The sequence below is a fragment of the Shewanella sp. Actino-trap-3 genome (assembly GCF_002836275.1).
Classification (GTDB): Bacteria; Pseudomonadota; Gammaproteobacteria; order Enterobacterales; family Shewanellaceae; genus Shewanella; species Shewanella psychromarinicola.
In genome coordinates, this window is record NZ_PJCE01000001.1 from 4104989 (window position 1) to 4128462 (window position 23474).

A 23474-nucleotide genomic window follows, 5' to 3' on the forward strand; every position below is an offset into this window, starting at 1 on the left:
TCTTATTCACCTGCAGTCGTAGCGGCTTGGGCGTCAGTATCGACTGGAGCTGACTTGGTTTCTTCTCCGAGCACTTTAATGATCTGCCCAGAATTCAAACTATTAATGCTAGTCATGGATACTCGCTCATTTGCCTTGAAGCTGCCTTGAATATAAATGGTATCGGCATCTGAACGAATAACATTCACTGGGCGCATCTCAATAATATTGTCTGCACCAACAACGGCAACCTGACCATTTCGTACCACGTGACGTGGCAGTTTTACTACATCATTAACCGTGCGGCCTGTGATGACGGCGTTCACAAAGCTGCCATATTTTAAGGGTAATTGTCCTTCGGTTTTATTTTTGCGTAAATACGGGTCATGTATTTCTGCGACTAGATACACCATACGAGTTTGCTCGTCGATGACGTTTTCGCTGCGAACAATATTGCCTTGCCAAGTGACTTGTTTACCTGCCAGAAATGCGGTGAGTGTGACAGCGGTTTCAGGATTATCAACCGACTCTAAATACGCGAGATCTGCATTTGTTAATGGCAGTCTAATTTCAGCAATACTGGTGTTGTAGAGTTCACCTAAGTTAGTGCCCAAGGTTACGTACTGACCTAAGTCGACATTGCGTGCTTTGATAATGCCATCAAATGGGGCCCTAATTACTGTACGTGCTAAGTTGCGTTGTGCACGGGCTAATGCGGCTTGTGCATATTTGACGTTAGCTTGTTCTTTTTTTAGCTGTGGGATCCGTAATCCGAGCTCTGGTGGTAAACCGGTACCAAAATCTTTAAATTCAATTTTAGCGACTACACCACGGGCTTTTTCTTCATTCAATGCGGCGGTTGCTTGAGCAAGTGTCGCCTCTGCCTGTATTAGATCCGCTTCGTAATCAGAGGGTTCAATAATGGCAAGTTGTTGGCCTTGCTTTACGACACCGCCAGCAACAAAGTCTGCTGAAATGTTCAGTAAACGCCCTTGAACTTCGGTGACTAACTGGGTTTTATATTTGGGATTAACCACGCCGTATGACGGTAAGTTGAGCGACAAGGTTTGCGGCGTGATGGTTTGCACATCAATAATTGGCACGCTAATGGGTTCATCTTTTTGCTCGGGTGCTTCTTGTGTGCTGATGAGCAGCATGGCTGCGGCAACAAACACAGCAATGATAAGCAGTGGTGATGATCTTCTTAATATGGTTTTAATCATTTCTATTGCGTATCCATGCTGAAATAATGCTTTAGACAGTTAACTACGTTGGCTAACATGTTCATTCAAATTAATTTTATTACTCATAGCGTCTAAATTAACAGAGTATTACGTTTATCTAAATAGTTTGATGTAAATAAAATGTTTCATAAAGTTATGTTTTTCTGATTTGGCGATAAACGCTTAATAAACTGATTTTTGCCATGTTTGAATAGAGATAAAATAATCCATTATATTTTATCTCTTATTAATTAGTAGGTTATATTAGATTATTCGGGTGAGTGTTTTTTGTGCACAAATTGACATTAGTTGACACTTTCTGGCTGTATTATGTCTATTTAATGATGCGATATAGTGCTTTGAGGATAAAAAAAGCGAATTACTGAGTAATTCGCTTTAATAATCGTTAGTCAAGGTATTCTAGGACGAGGTATAGCTAAACCTGTAGGTTACTTTTTCTTGTACTTTTTCGATGTCACTCTAGCCTCTTTTGCATTGGCTTTTTTCTTACCTGGGACCTTGGCTTCTTTGTGTTTAGGACGAAGTTCTTCAATCACGCGGCGTTTAAGCGGTAATTCAATGTATCGTTCAATTTTAGAAATAATACGCATATCGTGCGCTTCAACTAATGAAATCGCGGTTCCTTTAGCGCCAGCACGAGCGGTGCGGCCAATTCGATGAACATAGGCATCAGCAGAGCGGGGCATGTCAAAGTTGATGACATGGGTAATGTCATCAACATCAATTCCTCGAGCAGCAACATCTGTCGCCAGTAGCACGTTGACTTCGCCCTTAGAAAAACGCCCCAGTGCTTGGAAGCGTTTTTTCTGTTCCATATCGCCACGCATAAATGCACAAGGGATATTCGCTTTTAGCAATAAGCCTTCCAAGCTGGCAACCATTTCGCGAGTTTTAACAAACACTATGGTGCGTTTAACGTTTTCTTGCTGAAGAATGTGGCATAACAACGCAAATTTATGTGCTTGATCATCGGCCAAATGCACCCACTGATGCACTTTGGCTTTTTCACTGCGTGGCGCTTCTACATCGACCACTACCGGATCGTTTAACAATTCGCGAGCGAAACGGTTAACCCCATTGCCTTCAAGTGTGGCAGAAAACAACATATTTTGTTTGCGGCCTTGAGCTTCAATGGCAATAGATTGCACTACTGACGAGAATCCCATATCAAGCATACGATCAGCTTCATCAATAATGAGAATCTCCACTTCAGTGGCATCAAATTTATCTTTATCTAAGTATTCCATTAATCGACCTGGGGTGGCGATCAATATATCAACATTGTCTGCAAGTGCTTCTTCTTGTGGGCCATATGGCACACCACCTGTAATGATGACGATATTAAGATCAAGCCCAGTGGCTAAATGACTTGCATAACGATGAATTTGACTGGCTAATTCACGCGTTGGCGTTAGCACCAAAATACGTGCTTGGCCTTCAAAACGCCGAGGGAAGTCGATTAAATGCTGTAATGCAGGCAGTAAAAAGCTAGCCGTTTTCCCTGTGCCGGTAGGCGCTCGCGCTAAAATATCCCGCTGGTCCATGGCCAATGGGATCGTTTGTTGTTGAATTGTGGTAGGGCTGTGATGTCCCATGGCCTTGAGTGACTCTAATAAGCTAGGGTCGAGCTGGAAATCTTCAAATTGCATGCACTTGGGTCTCGCTGAAAAATAGTTGAGTATTATAACTGACCTAATGAGCAGGCTAAAGCTTTAAGTAGAACTCGCGGCATAAATCTGCCATAGCTTGGCTGTATTGTCCGTGTTTGTCGCGGATCACTAGTTGTAGACATTGAGTTTCAATGGTGACCTTGTTATTGGTTTGTCGGGGATTAACCCTCATTGGGTCGTATTGTATTGCCAATAGTGCTCTATTGGGAGGCTTTCCCTCAACACTAATAACATCAAGGTGTTTTATAACGAATAAACCATGAGCGTTAAGTTGTTGCCTAAAACGGGCTAAACTTTGTTGCGGTAGAATAATACTAGCCGTGCCTTGGGGAGCAAGTAATTGACCGATCACGTACTGTAACTCTGCGAAAGACAAGGTGTTGGTATGCCTTGCGTCGGCTCGTGCGCTATTTTTGGCCTGCAAACCCTGTTCAAAGTAAGGCGGGTTACAAATGATATGATCGAATAACGGTGCTGATATTTGATTATGTTGTTGTTGAAAATGCTCAATAGCACCTTGAAATAGCTGAATTTTCTCAGGCCAAGGGCTTTGTTGAATATTATATTGGCAGGCATTTGCTGCTGCACCGTCTAATTCTACAGCAGTAATACTGGCGTTATGAGGGCTGCGCTGTGCAGCCATCAGGCTTAGCAAGCCACTTCCTGCACCAATATCGAGAATGTTGCTAGATTGCGATAATTCAGCCCAAGCACCGAGTAAAACCCCATCTGTACTGACTGACATTCCACACTGTTTATCATCGATATGAAATTGCTTAAACGTAAAAGACATAGATAATAGAGTACTCTTTGGGCTGTATGAACGACTCAATAGGATCATAGCGGCTTTGGTTTTTACTGTCGCGGTTTAATTGCCAGCGCTTGTCATCGTTGATTTTTTGTAATGCTAAATTAACTTAAAAACAATAGATGTGCTGAATATGTACACAAGCCTTGCCACAAATCGCAACTAAATAGGTTTTTTTAATTGTTTGGAGTGCTGAAGCTTGAGTATTAAGGCGATATTTGATATTAGTCTGCACACTTTTTTACGCATTAAATTGAGTAAAAAGTCTAATTTAAGCTATTTTGGCTGGAACATGACACTGAAAATAGAACTAACAGCTCGTTTCCGTTGTTGTCTTAACAAATTGAGTATTTTTCAAGTGTATTTTTAACTTTACAAATCATTGTTGGTTCAGTTTAGCAGTAGCTAATGATGGTGTAATCAATTAGGTTTGTAAAAAATAACAACAAAGCGGAGTGAGTAGTGCAAACAACCAAAATGAGTGTAACGGATACGCTTGGGTTAGGATTTATGACCTTTGCGTTTTTTTTAGGGGCGGGTAACTTAATTTTCCCTCCTTTTGCTGGCATGCTTGCTGGCGAGAATATGTCTTTTGCGATGTTCGGTTTCTTAATTACTGCAGTGGGTATGCCGTTGATAGGCTTAATTGCGGTTGCCAAATCCAACGGTAAAGTGATGGCATTATTACCTGGATTTGCTGCAACGGCATTAGCCATTGCTATTTATATTATTATTGGCCCGGCATTTGCGGCCCCGCGTACAGCTCTGGTGGCGTTCGAAATTGGTGCAAGACCTTTTATCGGTAATCCTGATGCACTGATGATGTTAGGCGGTAAAGAATTCAATATTGCCCAACTTATTTATACTTTAGTGTTTTTCTCCGTGGTGATGTTTTTATCTTTATATCCAGGCCAATTACTGGACAGCGTAGGGAAAGTGCTTACGCCAGTATTAATTTTATTATTGGTGGGATTGGCCAGTTCAGTGATTATTATTCCTGGCGCAGAGGTGAGCCAACCCGTTGGTGATTACATTAATAGTCCATTAACGAAAGGGATTATTGAAGGTTATAACACCATGGACACCTTGGCATCTTTGATGTTTGGTATGTTAATCATCGATTTATTACGCAAAAAAGGTGTCAATGAAGCCGCAGATCAAACCAAGTATTTAATTCGTGCCGCCTTTATTGCTGCTGGTGGTCTAGCATTTGTGTATATTTCTTTGTTTTATCTTGGTGCTTCTGCGGGTGATTTTGCCATTGGCGCTGACAATGGCGGGCAAATTTTAACCAACTACGTCACGTATCACTTCGGTAATCTTGGTTCACTATTGTTATCGACCGTTGTCACCTTAGCCTGTTTAACCACGGCAGTCGGTTTAGTTACTGCGTGTGCTGAATTTTTTAATGAATTATTACCGCGCTTGTCGTATAAATTGTTGGTTGTCCTGCTAAGTGCAGTGTGTGCCACCGTTGCAAACGTTGGCTTAGCGCAATTAATTAGTGTGAGTATTCCGGTGTTAATGACGATTTACCCAGTCGCTATTGCATTAGTGTTGGTCACTTTCTTAACGGAGCGTTTTGCTCGACCTGAGTTTTCGCACCGAATAGTGCTAACTGTGGCACTTTTTTTCGGCATTTTTGATGGGTTACAAACCGCGGGGATGGACATGAGCTTCTTAGATTTTATGCCATTACATGCTGAGGGTATGGCTTGGTTGCTGCCTACGGCGTTGACCGCGATTGTGTGTTTGTTTTTACCCAAAAAGAGGCTTCAAAAAGTGCAGGCTTAAACGTTAAATAGGCCATAATAAACGGATCAATATAACGGCGTTATGATAGATTATCTAACGTCGTTTTTTATTATTTATTGGAAACTGCTTTGGCCAAACCTGCTTATCAACCCGATCCATTAATTAACCAGTTTGTTGATGACTTATGGTCAACTAACGGGTTAAGTGATAATACATTGGCATCCTATCGCACCGACATACAACATTTAGAACGTTATGTGTTGTCTCACGGAAAAGACTTACTGCAAGTTGATCAAGCTGTGTTGCGCGACTACCTCGCAGAGCGTTTTGACAAACAATTTGCTAAAAGCAGTACCGCCAGGTTACTCAGTAGTTTACGGCGTTTTTATGCTTACTTATTGGTAAAAAAGCAAATTAGCCAAGATCCGACCTCATTGATTAAGTCGCCTAAGTTAGTTCGTCAGTTGCCTGATACCTTGTCTGAGGCACAAATTGAGTGTTTATTATCTGAGCCTAATACCGACGATCCGATTGAATGTCGTGATAAAGCCATGTTGGAACTCTTGTATGCCACCGGGTTGCGAGTGACTGAATTAGTGAGCTTAACGATGGAGCAAATCAGTTTGCGTCAAGGTTTAGTCCGAGTGATGGGTAAAGGCGGCAAAGAACGTTTGGTTCCATTGGGTGAAGTGGCCATTACTGAGGTTGAACAGTATATTAAGTTTGCTCGTACTGAATTGTTAAATATGAAACAGTCCGATGTACTGTTTCCGTCACGTCGTGGGCAAATGATGACTCGGCAAACTTTCTGGCATCGAATTAAGTTGTATGCGGCAAGGTCTGGAATTGAGTGCCATTTATCACCGCATACGTTACGACATGCCTTTGCCACTCACTTATTAAATCACGGTGCTGACCTAAGGGTTGTACAACTTTTGTTGGGACATAGTGATTTATCAACCACTCAAATATATACTCATGTGGCAAAAGTGCGTTTGCAGCAATTGCATAGCCAGCATCATCCGCGCGGTTGAGTGCGAGGTTGATCAAATCCTTACATTTAAGCCTGTGAGTTTAGTTGCGTTAGCTAAACTAAGCCTGTAAGTTTTATTGACAAAATCGGGTCTATTCACTTTGAACCCGTGTAATTTAGGAATTATCATGAAGTTAACCAAAACATTAGCCCTTGTTGCCAGCCTTGTTATCACTCCAATGGTGTCAGCTGCGTCTGATGTAGCCAACGAATCAGCATTAAAGCAAAAACTTACCGACACGCTAGGTGTCAACGTGATGACAATTCAGCAATCTCCCATCGACGGTTTATATCAAGTGCTGACCGACCGAGGTGTGCTATACGTCACCAAAGATGGCGCTAAGTTATTTCATGGTAATCTGTATGACATCGACAACGGCATGAAAAACTTAACCGAGGCAGCACTAGCCGGACCTCGTATCGCATTGCTCGAACCATTTGTAGATGAAATGTTGGTTTACAAAGCTAAAAATGAGAAGCATGTCGTCACTGTATTTACCGATGTCGACTGTGGTTATTGCCGTAAGCTACACAATCAAATGCAAGGCTATAATGATTTAGGTATTACGATTCGCTACTTAGCTTATCCGCGTGCAGGCATTCCTTCTGCAAATGCTGATGAGATGCAAGCCGTTTGGTGTGCTAAAGATCCTTTAAAAGCGATGACAGAAGCTAAAGCGGGTGGCAATGTTAAAGCCGCGAGTTGTGATATTGATATTGCGGCGCAATATAAGTTAGGTATGTCGTTTGGTGTTAACGGTACACCCGCACTGATTTTAGAAAATGGAACCATGGTGCCAGGTTATCAAGCTCCGGCAGAATTATTACGTACTATTGAATCAAACTTATAAATCAAAGTCGTATAGCCTGTGCTATAAACGTAAAATCAAGGTGAGCTTAGGCTCACCTTTTTGTTATGCTCCATTCTCTTATTGCCCGATTAAGGTTGCCTTTTGTCTCATAATATAGTCCGTCGCCCTCAGGTTGATGATAATCATTTACCCAGTTCTTTACCGCCATTACTGAAACAACTCTATGCCCGCCGTGGTGTTAATCAAGATAACTGTGAATTAGTGCTAAGTAAGTTATTGCGTCCCGAGACGATGAAAGGTCTAGCCGAGGCCGCAGTAGTGATCGCTGATGCGATTGTTGCACAGCAATCAATTTTGATTGTTGGCGATTTTGATGCTGATGGTGCGACCTCAACGAGTGTATGCATGCTGGCGTTAAACATGATGGGTGCTAAACGGCTTGATTACCTTATTCCGAATCGGTTTGATTATGGTTATGGTTTAAGTCCTGAAATTGTTGCGGTAGCCTACAAGAAGAGTGCCGATGTATTAATTACCGTTGATAATGGGATATCTTCCATTGAGGGGGTTGCGGCTGCCAAGTTACTGGGCATGACCGTCGTTGTGACAGATCATCATTTACCTGGTAATAGCTTGCCAAATGCTGATGTTATTGTAAATCCCAATCAGCCTGGTTGTCAGTTTGCCAGTAAGTCTATTGCCGGTGTTGGTGTGGCATTTTATCTGATGTCAGCTTTGCGAGCAGAATTAAGGCAACGTAATTGGTATCAACAGCAACAAATTACTGAGCCAAATCTGGCAACATTACTTGATATTGTCGCTTTGGGTACTGTCGCGGATGTGGTGTCGTTAGACACTAATAACCGTATTTTAGTTAATGCTGGTTTACAGCGTGTTAGAAGTGGCCGCTGTCGAGTCGGTATTACCGCGTTGCTAGAAGTCGCCAAACGCAGCCCTGCAAAGATGGTTGCTGCCGATTTTGGTTTTGCGGTTGGTCCCAGATTAAATGCTGCTGGCCGCCTAGATGAAATGGCGCTGGGGGTAGAAACCTTACTGTGTGAAGACATCATGTTGGCAAGAAGAATGGCTGCCGAACTGGATGGACTAAACCAAGAGCGGCGTGAACTTGAAACCGGCATGCAACAAGAGGCATTAAAGAGTTTATTGCAAGTGTCGCTTAATGAAGATGATTTACCCTGGGGCATCGCCATTTTTAAGGATGATTGGCATCAAGGCGTGATTGGTATTTTGGCATCACGGATTAAAGATCGCTATCATCGCCCTGTTATTGCCTTTGCTGATGCGGGGGATGGCCAAATAAAAGGTTCTGCCCGCTCGATTAAAGGACTGCATATGCGAGATTTACTCGAACGCATTAATAGTCGCTATCCTGGGATGATAACTAAGTTTGGTGGTCATGCGATGGCGGCAGGATTATCATTAAAAGCTGACGTATTTGAACAATTTAAACAAGCCTTTGATGATGCGGTAAGAGAAATATTGGATTATGAACAGCTGACCGGAGAGTTACTGTCAGACGGCGAGCTGTCAAGTGAGCTAATGACCCTTGATACTGCATTTATGTTACGTAATGCGGGACCGTGGGGACAGTCGTTTGAAGAGCCTTTATTTGATGGCATATTTAATGTTATCCAGCAGCGCATTGTCGGCGAGAAACATTTAAAGCTATTGTTAGAGACCCAATGTGGCAGTTCGATGTTAGACGGTATTGCCTTTAATGTGGATTTAGCAATATGGCCTGACGCAACCATTAAACATGCCCGAGTGGTCTATAAGCTTGATGTTAATGAGTTTAGAGGTAAACAAACCGTGCAGTTAATGGTGGATTATATTGAGCCGATGTAATTGCTTTTTTATGTGGTAGCGGATTGTTCTGGCGAGTTGAATGACTTGCCAGTGAAAAATGGTTTGATAGTACCTTGCGACATATTGATATTTAAGCGCTAACTTGCAACTGAGTTTTATGGCGAACTCACGGATCATTTACAGTGTGCTATTGCTGTAAGTTAGCTGCCGTAAGTTAGCTGCCGTAAGTGAAGAAGGGGTGATGTCGTACTATTTGAATAAACCAACATAGTTTGTCTTAACACATTTCGAAATGAGATAGACAATCAAAACAAAAAGGCCTCGCAATGCGAGGCCTTTTTGTTAAAACGGATAAAGTTATTTGGTACAGGTGAGAGGACTTGAACCTCCACGCCCTTACGAGCATCAGCACCTGAAGCTGACGTGTCTACCAATTCCACCACACCTGCAAAACATTATTGCAAAATAACTTTATTTTATTAGTCGCTGTAGCCACCAATATAAATATGGTGCCCGAACCCGGAATCGAACCAGGGACACGAGGATTTTCAATCCTCTGCTCTACCGACTGAGCTATTCGGGCGACGGACGCAATTTAAAGGGTTTTGACCTGCTGAGTCAACCTGTTTTTTTATATTTATATCAAAATTAGATTTGTTTGGATGTATTTTGGTCGTATCGAGTGTTATTCAGCCAAAGCACCATGGTGTAATAAATACTTCATTCCTATGATGGTTGCTAGGTTAAAAGGTGTTATGGTGCCTTTTTACTGGTGTGATAACAGCGCCAAGTAAAAAGAGTAAAATAAGTAGATATGAAATTTACTAATGCTGATGAGTCAGGTATAAAAAAACGCTCCGAGGAGCGTTTAATGCTAAATATTCGTTAACTGTCGTTGAGCTTCAATAATGACTAATTAGTTAATATCTCATTATTTGGAAAATTTGCTTTCATCACAGCTTTAACGTTTTGTTGTAATTTTTCCTGACCTAACTCGTCATACGCTTTAGCCATTATCTCTAATGCTCTTTCAGTTAAAGGTGTTCCTGGGAACTTCTCCATGACTGATTGGGCACGAACTGCCGCTGCACTCCATGCGTTCATTTTGATATAATATTCTGCAACTTGAATAGAATATTTCGCTAAACGGTTCTTTAAGAACTGCATACGTTGTTGTGCATCAGCAGCATACTTGCTATTTGGGTACGATTTAATCAATCGGTCAAAATCTTTAAATGCATCTTGGGCATTTTTGGGGTCACGATCGGTACGATCAATATTCATTAAATCGTGAAATAAGTAATTATCTGCCTGCATATTGGTTAAACCACGCATATAATAGACGTAATCTATATTAGGATGCGTTGGATTGAGGCGTAAAAAGCGATCAATATTGGCAAGTCCTGAGGCTGCATCATCCATTTTGTAATACGCAAAAATCAAGTCTAATTGAACTTGAGTTTTGTGCGGACCAAATGGAAAACGAGAGTCCAATGCTTCAAGTGAACGGACGGCTTTAGAGTAATTACCTAATTCCATTGACGTTCGTGCTTGAGAATACAAGACGTCAGGTGATGCTTTACTGGCAACATCAACGTCTTCTGGACTGCTACTACAGGCTGTAATAGCCAGTGAAAGTAATACTAGTGCGGCAACTTTGGCAATTTTATGCATACTTGAATTCAATTCTTTTTAAGTTGTTGTTAAGATTTTTTCTATTTCACGGTAAAATCACGGTAAAATAGAAAACATCCGATTGTAACAGATAGCTCATTCACTTTGGACCCCAAAACTGGGGTACGGTTCCTATGACACAAGAGATTAATCTAAAAAGCGAGATCACAGCAACACAAACCGGTCTGAGATTAGACCAAGCATTAGCTGGTTTGTTCCCTGACTACTCGCGCACACGCATCAAGGAATGGATCCTATCTGGTGCAATTACTATTGACGGTATCACAGTCGACAAGCCACGGGAAAAGGTTTTCGAAACTCAACAGATAGAAGTGACCGCGACTATCGAAGAAGAAGTGCGGGCAAAAGCGCAAGATATCGCCCTCAACATTATTTATGAAGATGATCATATTTTAGTGGTTAATAAGCAAGCTGGTTTGGTCGTCCATCCTGGTGCGGGTAATGCCGACGGTACATTGATGAACGCATTATTGCACCATTGTCCTGATATTGAGCATGTTCCAAGAGCCGGTATTGTCCACCGTTTAGATAAAGACACCACAGGGTTAATGGTTGTCGCTAAAACGGTTGAAGCACAAACCCATTTAGTTGCAGCTCTACAAGCTCGCGATATCGTTCGTGAATATGAAGCGATTGTATTAGGCACTATGACGGCGGGTGGTACGGTTGATGAGCCTATCGAACGTCATGCTACTCGTCGTACTCAAATGGCAGTGATCCATGGTGGTCGTCCATCGGTGACTCATTACCGAGTTGCAGAAAAGTTTCGTGCTCACACTCGTTTGCGTTTACGTTTAGAATCTGGTCGTACTCATCAAATTCGTGTTCATATGGCACATATTGGTCATGAGTTAGTGGGTGATCCGGTTTATGGTGGCCGTCCTCGTCCGCCTAAATCCGCTAGCCCAGAATTTTTTGAATTACTTAAAAGCTTTAAACGCCAAGCTTTACACGCCGTACGTTTAGAACTTGCTCATCCTTTTACCTGTGAGATCATGACTTGGCATGCGCCTATTCCTGATGACATGGTTGAGCTGACAAAAGCACTTCGAGTAGATACTGAGCTTCATCCGATAGTGTATTTATAATGCTCAAGCACGATTGGCCAATACCTGATAATGTCGCCATTGCGATGACTAATCGTTATGGCGGTGTCAGTTTAAGCCCTTTTGATAGTCTAAATTTAGGGCTCCATGTAGGTGATAAGCCTCAACATGTATTGGCTAATCGTGCCGTTTTACACCAACGATTGTCGTTGCCAGCTGAGCCAATCTGGCTCGAGCAAGTTCATGGTACTAACGTTGTTGATGTACAAACATTGATGCCAGGTAGCGCTATAGCATTAGCGGATGGCAGTTACAGTAATCAGTTTGGCCATGTTTGCACGGTAATGACCGCCGATTGTTTACCCATATTGTTGTGCAATCAACAAGGCAGTGAAGTGGCCGCTGTTCATGCTGGATGGCGAGGTTTGTGTGAGGGCGTTATAGAGCAGGCATTGGCGATGTTTCATTCTCCACCGTCAAGTTTGATCGCATACTTAGGGCCTGCAATTGGCCCTTCTGCTTTTGAGGTTGGCAGTGAGGTGCGTGATGCTTTTATCAATAAAGACCCACAAGCTTCAATGCACTTTGTTGGCCACAACAGCAAGTATTTAGGCGATTTGGTCGGATTAGCAAGGTTGCGTTTGTCTGCAGCTGGTGTAATTCAAACCTATAGTGCCAATGTGTGTACCTTTACCGATCCTGATTACTTTTCTTATCGCCGCAACAAACAAACGGGTCGAATGGCTTCGCTAATCTGGCTTAAGGCCTAAATTTTGTTATGGCGCTCAAAAAAGCAACATTTTTTTGATCTAGGTTATGTTTTAAGCTTGAATTTACATTAAATGCCCCCCATCTTTAAGTTAACAAATTATTCATTTCTGAATTAATTTCCCGTTCTATTAGTATCAGATCCTAGGAGATTGTATGAGACTCGATCGTATGACTAATAAGTTTCAAATTGCCATTTCTGATGCCCAATCACTAGCATTGGGACGCGATCATCAATTTATTGAACCTCTTCATTTAATGATGGCGCTATTAAATCAAGATTCTGGTTCTATTCATTCTTTACTCACCCAAGCGGGTATTCGCGTAAGCGCACTTCGCTCAGCTATTAGTCAAGAGTTAGAGCGTTTACCGCAAGTTGAAGGTACTGGTGGTGATGTTCAGCTGTCACAGGGATTAATTCGTTTACTGAATCTGTGTGACAAACTGGCTCAAAAGCGTAAAGATAAATTCATTTCATCGGAATTGTTTGTCTTGGCCGGATTGGAAAATAATGATCCCCTTGCCAAAGCATTAAAAGACTCTGGTGCAAGTAAAGAATTAATGGAGAAAACCATCGAGGACATGCGTGGCGGACAGAAAGTCGATGATCCCAATGCTGAAGATCAACGCCAAGCATTGAAAAAATTTACCGTTGATTTAACTGAGCGCGCTGAGCAAGGTAAATTAGACCCTGTTATTGGTCGTGATGAAGAGATCCGTCGCACTATTCAAGTATTACAACGCCGCACTAAAAATAACCCAGTACTTATTGGTGAGCCAGGTGTGGGTAAAACCGCCATTGTTGAAGGGTTAGCGCAACGTATTATCAATGGTGAAGTCCCTGAAGGGATTAAAAATAAGCGGGTATTATCATTAGACATGGGCTCGTTAATTGCGGGAGCCAAATACCGCGGTGAGTTTGAGGAGCGTTTAAAAGCGGTGTTAAATGAGCTATCCCAAGAAGAAGGCCGAGTCATCTTATTCATTGATGAGTTACACACTATGGTGGGAGCCGGTAAAGGCGAGGGCGCGATGGATGCCGGTAATATGCTTAAACCCGCGTTGGCTCGTGGTGACTTGCATTGTGTCGGGGCCACAACACTCGATGAATACCGACAATATATTGAGAAAGATGCCGCACTAGAACGTCGCTTTCAAAAAGTGATTGTAGATGAGCCCAGTGTTGAAGACACGATTGCCATTTTACGTGGTTTAAAAGAGCGTTACGAATTACATCACCATGTTGAGATTACCGATCCTGCTATTGTGGCCGCCGCTACGATGTCGCATCGTTATATTTCAGATAGAAAATTGCCTGATAAAGCCATCGATTTAATTGATGAAGCAGCGTCTAGTATCAGGATGCAAATTGACTCTAAGCCAGAAGCGCTAGATCGATTAGAACGTCGTGCGATTCAGCTTAAGTTAGAAGAACAAGCGTTAAGTAAAGAGTCCGATGAAGCCAGTCGTAAACGTCTTGATTTTTTACAACATGAATTGAGAGATGTTGAAAGTAAAGCGGCTGAGATGAATGAAATTTGGCATACCGAAAAAGCCGCATTGGCAGGCACACAGCACATTAAGGCCGATCTCGAACAAGCGAGAATGGACTTGGAAGTGGCTCGACGCGCCGGTGACTTAACTCGAATGTCAGAATTGCAATATGGGCGTATTCCTGAGCTTGAAAAACAGTTGGATTTAGCATCACAAGCTGAAATGCAAGATATGACATTGCTGCGTAATAAAGTTACTGATGTTGAAATTGCTGAAGTGCTATCAAAAGCCACCGGTATTCCGGTGTCAAAAATGCTTGAAGGTGAACGAGAAAAACTGTTACACATGGAGGATGCACTCCACCAACGTGTCATCGGTCAAAATGAAGCCGTTGATGCAGTATCGAATGCTATTCGTCGTAGTCGTGCTGGTCTTGCCGATCCTCAACGTCCAATCGGTTCATTTTTATTCCTTGGACCGACAGGTGTCGGTAAAACTGAGCTGTGTAAAGCGTTAGCTAAATTTTTATTCGATAGCGAATCCGCTTTGGTACGTATCGACATGTCTGAGTTTATGGAAAAACACACTGTGTCGCGTCTAGTCGGGGCTCCTCCCGGTTATGTTGGCTATGAAGAAGGCGGATATTTAACCGAAACGGTACGTCGTAAACCTTACTCTGTCATTTTGTTAGACGAAGTTGAGAAGGCGCATCCGGATGTATTTAATGTATTACTGCAAGTGTTAGATGATGGTCGCTTAACCGATGGTCAAGGCAGAACGGTCGATTTTAAAAACACTGTGATTATTATGACCTCAAACCTTGGGTCAGATATTATCCAAGAGGGCTTTGGTCATACGACATATGAGGAGATGAAAGCCGGGGTTATGAATGTTGTGACGCAAAGTTTCCGTCCCGAGTTTTTAAATCGAATCGATGAGTCTGTGGTATTCCATCCCTTAGACGCTGCAAACATCAAGCATATTGCCAGTATTCAATTTGAGTTGCTGCGCAAGCGTTTGATTGAAAGGGAGTTCGATATTGAATTGTCTGATGCGGCATTATCATTAATCGCTGAAGCTGGATTCGATCCTGTTTATGGTGCAAGGCCGTTAAAACGAGCATTACAACAAGAAGTAGAGAATCCATTAGCTCAAAAATTGCTTCGGGGTCAATTACTACCGGGTAAAATGATTAAAGTCATAGTGGAAGATGGCAAGCTAGCATTTATTCAATAATGTTATTGAGAATTATTAGATGACATCGGCATAAAAAAGGGAGCATCGGCTCCCTTTTTCTATTATTTACTCTGACAAAATAAGCTAACTCGTTCGGTATTTTCAGCAATGGCAGCTTGCCTTTGCTCTTCTGTCATTACGACCGACTCGCCAGTATCTTTATTTTGCTGATTTAATTTACTTTGACTCTTTAACACATTAAGGCTGTGCTTAGCACTTTCACAGATATCTTTGGCCTGTTGCTTATCTTTTTCATTAATGATTTTTGCCGATCGTTCTAATTCAGACTCCACTTTAGTTGAGACCTTTTTTTGTGGGGTGTGAGTTCCAATTTTCGATGGTTCTATATCTTCACTATAAATCTTGCGAGCATCTACACTCAAGGGTTGTTGCTGGCTGTAATGTACAACACCAGCAGTATCGACCCAAGTGTAAATCGTCGCCGCTAGTGTGGATGTACTAAATGCTAACGTGGCCAAACCAATCACTATCCGCATAATTCTCATGTGAGTATCCTAGAGCTAATTGACGTTATGCTTGAATGTTTCAAAATATGCTATCTTTGAGTATAAATTTAACATCTAAAACGGTAATGATTGAAGTGTATGCAAAAATCGCCTGATCACCCAGTAAAAAATAAAGGTATTTACCTATTACCTAACTTATTTACAACAGCAGGATTGTTTTCTGGTTTCTATGCTGTCATTTCATCAATGAACGGCCACTTTGAGTCTGCAGCAATTGCTATCTTTATTGCCATGATTTGTGATGGACTTGATGGCAGAGTCGCAAGGCTTACCAATACGCAAAGTGATTTCGGAGCTGAATATGACAGTATGGCCGATATGGTTTCATTTGGCATGGCGCCAGCCATTCTTGCCTACAACTGGGCCCTGCAGGATTTAGGTAAAATCGGCTGGTTAGCTGCATTTATCTATTGTGCATGTGCAGCATTAAGATTAGCTCGATTTAACACTCAAGTGGGTGTGGCGGATAAACGATTTTTTCAAGGGCTTGCAAGTCCTGCAGCTGCTGCATTAATTGCTGGTAGTATTTGGAGCGGCACTAAATATGAAGTCGACCCTACTGATATTAGCTATATAGTGGCAATCATCACTGCGTTAACGGGTTTACTGATGGTGAGTAATTTCCGTTATCATTCCTTTAAGGAAGTAGACTGGCGGGGGAAAGTGAATTTCATTGTAATGTTATTGCTGGTAGGGGTCTTCGTTATTATCTCTGTAGAACCTGCAATAATACTTTGTCTTGGTTTCTATATATATGCACTCTCTGGACCCGTGATCACTATCAAAACGATTAAGAAGCTAAAAGTAGAACACATAGTGGGTGATGAACCGATAAGCAAAAAAGCCACTCAGTCTGATAACCATAGCCGTTCATCTTCCCATTCAGCACCAACTGATAAAGTACAACAAAAAGATGATGTCCAATAAGACCTGCTATTAATGGAGCCTCATTGCTTTAAGCTCTGTTAAGTCCACCTCTAACTTCCAACTAGTCTTCTTTAATTGCTTAATGATGCCTGCTTAGCAGTAGGCATCTTTCATTTTAATATGATCAAATCGCCATTTGTGTTTTCATTCAGCAAATTTGTACTATAGTTAGTTTCCCTTTTATTGTTTCTTGTATGAGTAAACAAACAAGAACAAACAATAAAAGGACTAATTAAGTTATGAATTGATAGGTTTTGATGTGATTTTAATCGTTTTAACATCGCTTTGTTTGAATTGTGTTCGGTTGGGCGTTGTTTTGATAAATCCATAAAAAGGGCTTGCGCTAAATCTTGTATTGCCTATAATGCGCATCCACTGACACGGCAGACAGCGAAAGCAGTCACCGAGTTGGGTTGAATTAAGTGGTTCAAAACACTGAGTTCAAGGCGAAAAGAAAGTTTGAAAAAACACTTGACGCGAAACGGAAAATGCGTAAAATACGCACCCCAAGCCAACGACCTAGCGTCAACGGCCGCTGAATGAAAAATCGAAAGATGTTCATGTTAGCAACGTTCTTTAACAATCTAAACAAGAAATCTGTGTGGACATTCACAGGTATTGAGTTATTCGAAATTGTCTTCTGTTCTTCGGAATGTTGGCAATCAAAAAATTTCAACTCAATGCAACGATGAGTGTTCATAGTAATATGTACAAACATTATTTAGATTCTTCCGAGTCTAATTAATGAAATCAGAATTCATTGAGCCGAAAGCATCGTTCTTACTTGTAAGAGTGGGGTTTTCAAAAAACTTTAATTGAAGAGTTTGATCATGGCTCAGATTGAACGCTGGCGGCAGGCCTAACACATGCAAGTCGAGCGGTAACACAAGGGAGCTTGCTCCTGAGGTGACGAGCGGCGGACGGGTGAGTAATGCCTAGGGATCTGCCCAGTCGAGGGGGATAACAGTTGGAAACGACTGCTAATACCGCATACGCCCTACGGGGGAAAGGAGGGGACCTTCGGGCCTTCCGCGACAGGATGAACCTAGGTGGGATTAGCTAGTTGGTGAGGTAATGGCTCACCAAGGCGACGATCCCTAGCTGTTCTGAGAGGATGATCAGCCACACTGGGACTGAGACACGGCCCAGACTCCTACGGGAGGCAGCAGTGGGGAATATTGCACAATGGGGGAAACCCTGATGCAGCCATGCCGCGTGTGTGAAGAAGGCCTTCGGGTTGTAAAGCACTTTCAGTAGGGAGGAAAGGTAGCGTGTTAATAGCCCGTTACTGTGACGTTACCTACAGAAGAAGGACCGGCTAACTCCGTGCCAGCAGCCGCGGTAATACGGAGGGTCCGAGCGTTAATCGGAATTACTGGGCGTAAAGCGTGCGCAGGCGGTTTGTTAAGCCAGATGTGAAATCCCCGGGCTCAACCTGGGAATTGCATTTGGAACTGGCGAACTAGAGTCTTGTAGAGGGGGGTAGAATTCCAGGTGTAGCGGTGAAATGCGTAGATATCTGGAGGAATACCGGTGGCGAAGGCGGCCCCCTGGACAAAGACTGACGCTCATGCACGAAAGCGTGGGGAGCAAACAGGATTAGATACCCTGGTAGTCCACGCCGTAAACGATGTCTACTCGGAGTTTGGTGACTTAGTCACTGGGCTCCCAAGCTAACGCATTAAGTAGACCGCCTGGGGAGTACGGCCGCAAGGTTAAAACTCAAATGAATTGACGGGGGCCCGCACAAGCGGTGGAGCATGTGGTTTAATTCGATGCAACGCGAAGAACCTTACCTACTCTTGACATCCACAGAAGAGACCAGAGATGGACTTGTGCCTTCGGGAACTGTGAGACAGGTGCTGCATGGCTGTCGTCAGCTCGTGTTGTGAAATGTTGGGTTAAGTCCCGCAACGAGCGCAACCCCTATCCTTATTTGCCAGCGCGTAATGGCGGGAACTCTAGGGAGACTGCCGGTGATAAACCGGAGGAAGGTGGGGACGACGTCAAGTCATCATGGCCCTTACGAGTAGGGCTACACACGTGCTACAATGGCAAGTACAGAGGGTTGCAAAGCCGCGAGGTGGAGCTAATCTCACAAAGCTTGTCGTAGTCCGGATCGGAGTCTGCAACTCGACTCCGTGAAGTCGGAATCGCTAGTAATCGTGGATCAGAATGCCACGGTGAATACGTTCCCGGGCCTTGTACACACCGCCCGTCACACCATGGGAGTGGGCTGCAAAAGAAGTGGGTAGTTTAACCTTCGGGAGAACGCTCACCACTTTGTGGTTCATGACTGGGGTGAAGTCGTAACAAGGTAGCCCTAGGGGAACCTGGGGCTGGATCACCTCCTTACCTATACGACTAACTCAATACCTAAAAGTGCAGCGATGCATGTGAGTGTTCACACAGATTACTTGTTAACTTCTTCGGAAGTAGAGTGAAACACGCCGCCAGCCGGCTAGTGTTGTTCTTTAACAATTTGGAAAGCTGATAGTACTAACTAAAGGCGCATGAATAATGATTCGTTGTTATTGGTGTGATTACGTTAGTGCGAAAAATAATACTGATGCGAAAGCATTAGTATCTTGAGTTCTCAAAACACTGTTTAAGTGTCTTGAATATTCTAAAAAACTAAGGCGAGTCCACTTCCTACCCGGAGGTGAGACAAGTAAAAACCAGCTGGTCATGATATGACTCAGAGGTTCACGCAAGTGAAACTCATTTGGGTTGTATGGTTAAGTGACCAAGCGTATACGGTGGATGCCTTGGCAGTCAGAGGCGATGAAGGACGTAATAACTTGCGAAAAGCGTTGGCGAGCTAGTAATAAGCATTTGAGCTAACGATATCCGAATGGGGAAACCCGGCCACATAAGTGGTCATCATAACGTGAATACATAGCGTTATGAGGCGAACCTGGGGAACTGAAACATCTAAGTACCCAGAGGAAAAGAAATCAACCGAGATTCCCCTAGTAGCGGCGAGCGAACGGGGATTAGCCCTTAAGTCTATGGGGTGTTAGTGGAATGTGTTGGAAAGCACAGCGGCACAGGGTGATAGCCCCGTACATGAAAACTAACCGTAGATGAAAACGAGTAAGGCGGGACACGTGACATCCTGTTTGAATATGGGGGGACCATCCTCCAAGGCTAAATACTCCTGACTGACCGATAGTGAACCAGTACCGTGAGGGAAAGGCGAAAAGAACCCCTGTGAGGGGAGTGAAATAGAACCTGAAACCGTGTACGTACAAGCAGTGGGAGCGGTTCTTGAGACCGTGACTGCGTACCTTTTGTATAATGGGTCAGCGACTTACATTTTGTAGCGAGGTTAAGCGAATAGCGGAGCCGTAGGGAAACCGAGTGTTAACTGCGCGTTTAGTTGCAAGGTGTAGACCCGAAACCGAGTGATCTAGCCATGGGCAGGTTGAAGGTTGAGTAACATCAACTGGAGGACCGAACCGACTTATGTTGAAAAATGAGCGGATGACTTGTGGCTGGGGGTGAAAGGCCAATCAAACTCGGAGATATCTGGTTCTCCTCGAAAGCTATTTAGGTAGCGCCTCGAGCGAATACCATTGGGGGTAGAGCACTGTTAAGGCTAGGGGGTCATCCCGACTTACCAACCCTTTGCAAACTCCGAATACCAATGAGTACTACTCGGGAGACAGACAGCGGGTGCTAACGTCCGTTGTCAAAAGGGAAACAACCCAGACCGTCAGCTAAGGTCCCAAAGTGTATGTTAAGTGGGAAACGATGTGGGAAGGCTCAGACAGCTAGGATGTTGGCTTAGAAGCAGCCATCATTTAAAGAAAGCGTAATAGCTCACTAGTCGAGTCGGCCTGCGCGGAAGATTTAACGGGGCTAAACATACCACCGAAGCTACGGGTGCATTTCATTAGAATTGCGCGGTAGAGGAGCGTTCTGTAAGCGGTTGAAGGTGAAGGGGTAACCCACACTGGACGTATCAGAAGTGCGAATGCTGACATGAGTAACGATAAAGGGAGTGAAAAACTCCCTCGCCGAAAGACCAAGGGTTCCTGTCCAACGTTAATCGGGGCAGGGTGAGTCGACCCCTAAGGTGAGGCCGAAAGGCGTAATCGATGGGAAACAGATTAATATTTCTGTACCTTCACTAACTGCGATGGAGAGACGGAGAAGGCTAGGCTAGCGCGGCGTTGGTAGTCCGCGTTTAAGGTGGTAGGTTGTATTCTTAGGCAAATCCGGGGATACGCATTTAATTGCAAGACTGAGGACTGATGACGAGTCACTAAGGTGATGAAGTAGTTGATGCCATACTTCCAGGAAAATCTTCTAAGCTTCAGGTTAGTGGGGATCGTACCCCAAACCGACACAGGTGGTCGGGTAGAGAATACCAAGGCGCTTGAGAGAACTCGGCTGAAGGAACTAGGCAAAATGGTACCGTAACTTCGGGAGAAGGTACGCTGCCGACGGTGATAGGACTTGCTCCTTAAGCTGTTGGCAGTCGCAGATACCAGGTGGCTGCAACTGTTTATCAAAAACACAGTACTGTGCAAAATCGCAAGATGACGTATACGGTATGACGCCTGCCCGGTGCCGGAAGGTTAATTGATTGGGTTATCTTCGGAGAAGCTCATGATCGAAGCCCCGGTAAACGGCGGCCGTAACTATAACGGTCCTAAGGTAGCGAAATTCCTTGTCGGGTAAGTTCCGACCTGCACGAATGGCGTAATGATGGCCACGCTGTCTCCAGCCGAGACTCAGTGAAGTTGAAATTGCGGTGAAGATGCCGTATACCCGCGGCTAGACGGAAAGACCCCGTGAACCTTTACTATAGCTTGGCACTGAACATTGAACCTACATGTGTAGGATAGGTGGGAGACTTTGAAGCTTGGACGCTAGTCTGAGTGGAGTCAATCTTGAAATACCACCCTTGTAGTTTTGATGTTCTAACCGCGGCCCCTAATCGGGGTTCGGGACAGTGCCTGGTGGGTAGTTTGACTGGGGCGGTCTCCTCCCAAAGAGTAACGGAGGAGCACGAAGGTTGGCTAAGTACGGTCGGACATCGTACGGTTAGTGCAATGGCATAAGCCAGCTTAACTGCGAGACATACACGTCGAGCAGGTACGAAAGTAGGTCATAGTGATCCGGTGGTTCTGAATGGAAGGGCCATCGCTCAACGGATAAAAGGTACTCCGGGGATAACAGGCTGATACCGCCCAAGAGTTCATATCGACGGCGGTGTTTGGCACCTCGATGTCGGCTCATCACATCCTGGGGCTGAAGTCGGTCCCAAGGGTATGGCTGTTCGCCATTTAAAGTGGTACGCGAGCTGGGTTCAGAACGTCGTGAGACAGTTCGGTCCCTATCTGCCGTGGGCGTTGGATGATTGAAGGGAGCTGCTCCTAGTACGAGAGGACCGGAGTGGACGAACCGCTGGTGTTCGGGTTGTCATGCCAATGGCATTGCCCGGTAGCTACGTTCGGGATCGATAACCGCTGAAAGCATCTAAGCGGGAAGCGAGCCCTAAGATGAGTCATCCCTAGAGCTTTAAGCTCTCTAAAGGGCCGTAGGAGACTACTACGTTGATAGGCAAGGTGTGTAAGCGTTGTGAGGCGTTGAGCTAACTTGTACTAATGACCCGTGAGGCTTAACCATACAACCCAGATGGGTTTTACTGACCTTAGTGTTAGAATAGAGCGCTTAAACAGTGTTTTGTAGACTCAAAAAAATCAGCTTTCCGAATTATTATTTACGGCCTTAAAGGCGGTAGATATACAAATTTGTCTGGAAACCATAGCATTGTGGCACCACCTGATCCCATTCCGAACTCAGAAGTGAAACGCAATCGCGCCGATGGTAGTTTGGGGTCTCCCCATGCGAGAGTAGGTCATTTCCAGGCGCCTAATTTACTCGAAAGAGTAGTTCTGCAATTTAACAGCTTCGCTGCTAGGGCGGACTGCGTCCTGCTAGGGATAGCTTCAGAAACGATAACAAGCGATAACAAGCGAACGCTGTGCTCACGGATAGAGACAGCTTCGCTACCAAGATTTTATAGCCTCTAGCAGCGCAGCGTCCTAGCATTTAGGTATTTCGCTTTGAAACGAGCATGTTGAAGTGGCTTAAATAGATTAATAAGCTGTCATTACACAACTTATCAATATGACTTACCAAGGCAGGGTTAACAGCCTATCTAAAATAGGTTTATTGGCTTCAGGGAACTCATATTCAGAGATGGATTGTAATTCAACCCATTGTATTTGTTGTCCTCAAGAGCTTAAAGCTCAAATTAAGAAAATTGAATGGGAGAAAGATATCTTAAAAATATCCAAGGGGCACACCGAGGCTACCGCTCTCTTAATGCAAGACAACATCAAACGATAGTATTAATTGAATTGTTATCGAGAGAGCAGAACATCGTCAAACTGCGTGGATTAGTGAAGCGTGAACGATGATATCAACAAGCTATTAAGATACATCGTGACAGTCGAGACTCTGCATGGGCAAGAACGATAGATGGCCAGCTTAATCAACTTGGTGAAAATGTTGGCCGTTATAAGGCAGCAAGTTTAATGAGAGATGCAGGACTCATCAGTAGTCAACCCAGAAAACATCGTTACAAGATAGCCAATGATGAGTCAATAATCGCACCTAACGTGTTAAAACGGCAG

13 protein-coding genes, 2 tRNA genes and 3 rRNA genes are annotated in these 23474 nt (G+C 43.8%); 11 read left to right on the forward strand and 7 right to left on the reverse strand.

The window, feature by feature from the left end:
* Positions 1 to 2 precede the first annotated feature (2 nt).
* The 3 genes from CXF80_RS17860 to CXF80_RS17870 form a co-directional block, all read right to left on the reverse strand.
* Positions 3 to 1202 carry an efflux RND transporter periplasmic adaptor subunit gene (locus CXF80_RS17860; protein ID WP_101034264.1) on the reverse strand — a complete coding sequence of 400 codons (1200 nt, stop codon included), beginning with the start codon at positions 1200 to 1202 and terminating at the stop codon, positions 3 to 5.
* A gap of 449 nt (positions 1203 to 1651) precedes the next feature.
* Positions 1652 to 2872, reverse strand: a complete 1221-nt coding sequence (srmB, locus tag CXF80_RS17865; RefSeq protein WP_101034265.1) for an ATP-dependent RNA helicase SrmB — start codon at positions 2870 to 2872, stop codon at positions 1652 to 1654.
* 55 nt (positions 2873 to 2927) lie between these two features.
* Positions 2928 to 3686 (reverse strand): tRNA1(Val) (adenine(37)-N6)-methyltransferase, encoded by a 759-nt coding sequence (locus tag CXF80_RS17870; RefSeq protein WP_101034266.1) that lies wholly within the window; start codon positions 3684 to 3686, stop codon positions 2928 to 2930.
* 477 nt (positions 3687 to 4163) lie between these two features.
* Between CXF80_RS17870 and brnQ the strand changes: the two genes are divergently transcribed.
* From brnQ to recJ, 4 genes are all read left to right on the forward strand, one after another.
* Entirely contained in the window at positions 4164 to 5495 is a 1332-nt protein-coding gene (gene brnQ, locus CXF80_RS17875) for a branched-chain amino acid transport system II carrier protein (RefSeq protein WP_232772151.1), read from the forward strand.
* Between the two features lie 89 nt (positions 5496 to 5584).
* Positions 5585 to 6490 carry a site-specific tyrosine recombinase XerD gene (xerD, locus tag CXF80_RS17880; protein WP_101034267.1) on the forward strand — a complete coding sequence of 302 codons (906 nt, stop codon included), beginning with the start codon at positions 5585 to 5587 and terminating at the stop codon, positions 6488 to 6490.
* 127 nt (positions 6491 to 6617) lie between these two features.
* The gene (gene dsbC / locus CXF80_RS17885) at positions 6618 to 7340 is read left to right on the forward strand and encodes a bifunctional protein-disulfide isomerase/oxidoreductase DsbC (protein WP_101034268.1); all 723 of its coding nucleotides are present in this window, start codon (positions 6618 to 6620) and stop codon (positions 7338 to 7340) included.
* A 102-nt stretch (positions 7341 to 7442) separates the two neighbouring features.
* Complete coding sequence (gene recJ, locus CXF80_RS17890; protein ID WP_101034269.1) at positions 7443 to 9167, forward strand: single-stranded-DNA-specific exonuclease RecJ; 1725 nt, start codon at positions 7443 to 7445, stop codon at positions 9165 to 9167.
* A 323-nt stretch (positions 9168 to 9490) separates the two neighbouring features.
* On the opposite strand, the gene CXF80_RS17895 is transcribed toward recJ, so the two are convergent.
* The 3 genes from CXF80_RS17895 to CXF80_RS17905 all read right to left on the reverse strand — a co-directional run bounded on the left by CXF80_RS17895 (position 9491) and on the right by CXF80_RS17905 (position 10802).
* A tRNA-Leu gene (locus CXF80_RS17895) sits at positions 9491 to 9577 on the reverse strand.
* A gap of 58 nt (positions 9578 to 9635) precedes the next feature.
* A tRNA-Phe gene (locus tag CXF80_RS17900) sits at positions 9636 to 9711 on the reverse strand.
* 329 nt (positions 9712 to 10040) lie between these two features.
* Entirely contained in the window at positions 10041 to 10802 is a 762-nt protein-coding gene (locus CXF80_RS17905) for an outer membrane protein assembly factor BamD (protein ID WP_101034270.1), read from the reverse strand.
* 134 nt (positions 10803 to 10936) lie between these two features.
* On the opposite strand from CXF80_RS17905, the gene rluD reads away from it, so the two are divergent.
* The 3 genes from rluD to clpB all read left to right on the forward strand — a co-directional run bounded on the left by rluD (position 10937) and on the right by clpB (position 15367).
* A complete protein-coding gene (rluD, locus tag CXF80_RS17910) occupies positions 10937 to 11911 on the forward strand; it encodes a 23S rRNA pseudouridine(1911/1915/1917) synthase RluD (protein WP_101034271.1) in 975 nt (324 codons plus the stop codon).
* A complete protein-coding gene (gene pgeF, locus CXF80_RS17915) occupies positions 11911 to 12639 on the forward strand; it encodes a peptidoglycan editing factor PgeF (RefSeq protein ID WP_101034272.1) in 729 nt (242 codons plus the stop codon). Before rluD ends, pgeF begins: the two co-directional genes overlap by 1 nt.
* A gap of 154 nt (positions 12640 to 12793) precedes the next feature.
* Positions 12794 to 15367, forward strand: a complete 2574-nt coding sequence (gene clpB / locus CXF80_RS17920; RefSeq protein ID WP_101034273.1) for an ATP-dependent chaperone ClpB — start codon at positions 12794 to 12796, stop codon at positions 15365 to 15367.
* Between the two features lie 62 nt (positions 15368 to 15429).
* On the opposite strand, the gene CXF80_RS17925 is transcribed toward clpB, so the two are convergent.
* Positions 15430 to 15873 carry a DUF4124 domain-containing protein gene (locus CXF80_RS17925; protein WP_101034274.1) on the reverse strand — a complete coding sequence of 148 codons (444 nt, stop codon included), beginning with the start codon at positions 15871 to 15873 and terminating at the stop codon, positions 15430 to 15432.
* A 99-nt stretch (positions 15874 to 15972) separates the two neighbouring features.
* Between CXF80_RS17925 and pssA the strand changes: the two genes are divergently transcribed.
* The 4 genes from pssA to rrf all read left to right on the forward strand — a co-directional run bounded on the left by pssA (position 15973) and on the right by rrf (position 22705).
* The gene (gene pssA / locus CXF80_RS17930; protein ID WP_232772152.1) at positions 15973 to 16821 is read left to right on the forward strand and encodes a CDP-diacylglycerol--serine O-phosphatidyltransferase; all 849 of its coding nucleotides are present in this window, start codon (positions 15973 to 15975) and stop codon (positions 16819 to 16821) included.
* 812 nt (positions 16822 to 17633) lie between these two features.
* A 16S ribosomal RNA gene (locus tag CXF80_RS17935) occupies positions 17634 to 19176 on the forward strand.
* 381 nt (positions 19177 to 19557) lie between these two features.
* Positions 19558 to 22461, forward strand: a 23S ribosomal RNA gene (locus CXF80_RS17940).
* A 128-nt stretch (positions 22462 to 22589) separates the two neighbouring features.
* Positions 22590 to 22705: ribosomal RNA gene (gene rrf / locus CXF80_RS17945) — 5S ribosomal RNA — on the forward strand.
* The 16S, 23S and 5S rRNA genes sit together here, the layout of an rRNA operon.
* Positions 22706 to 23474 lie beyond the last annotated feature (769 nt).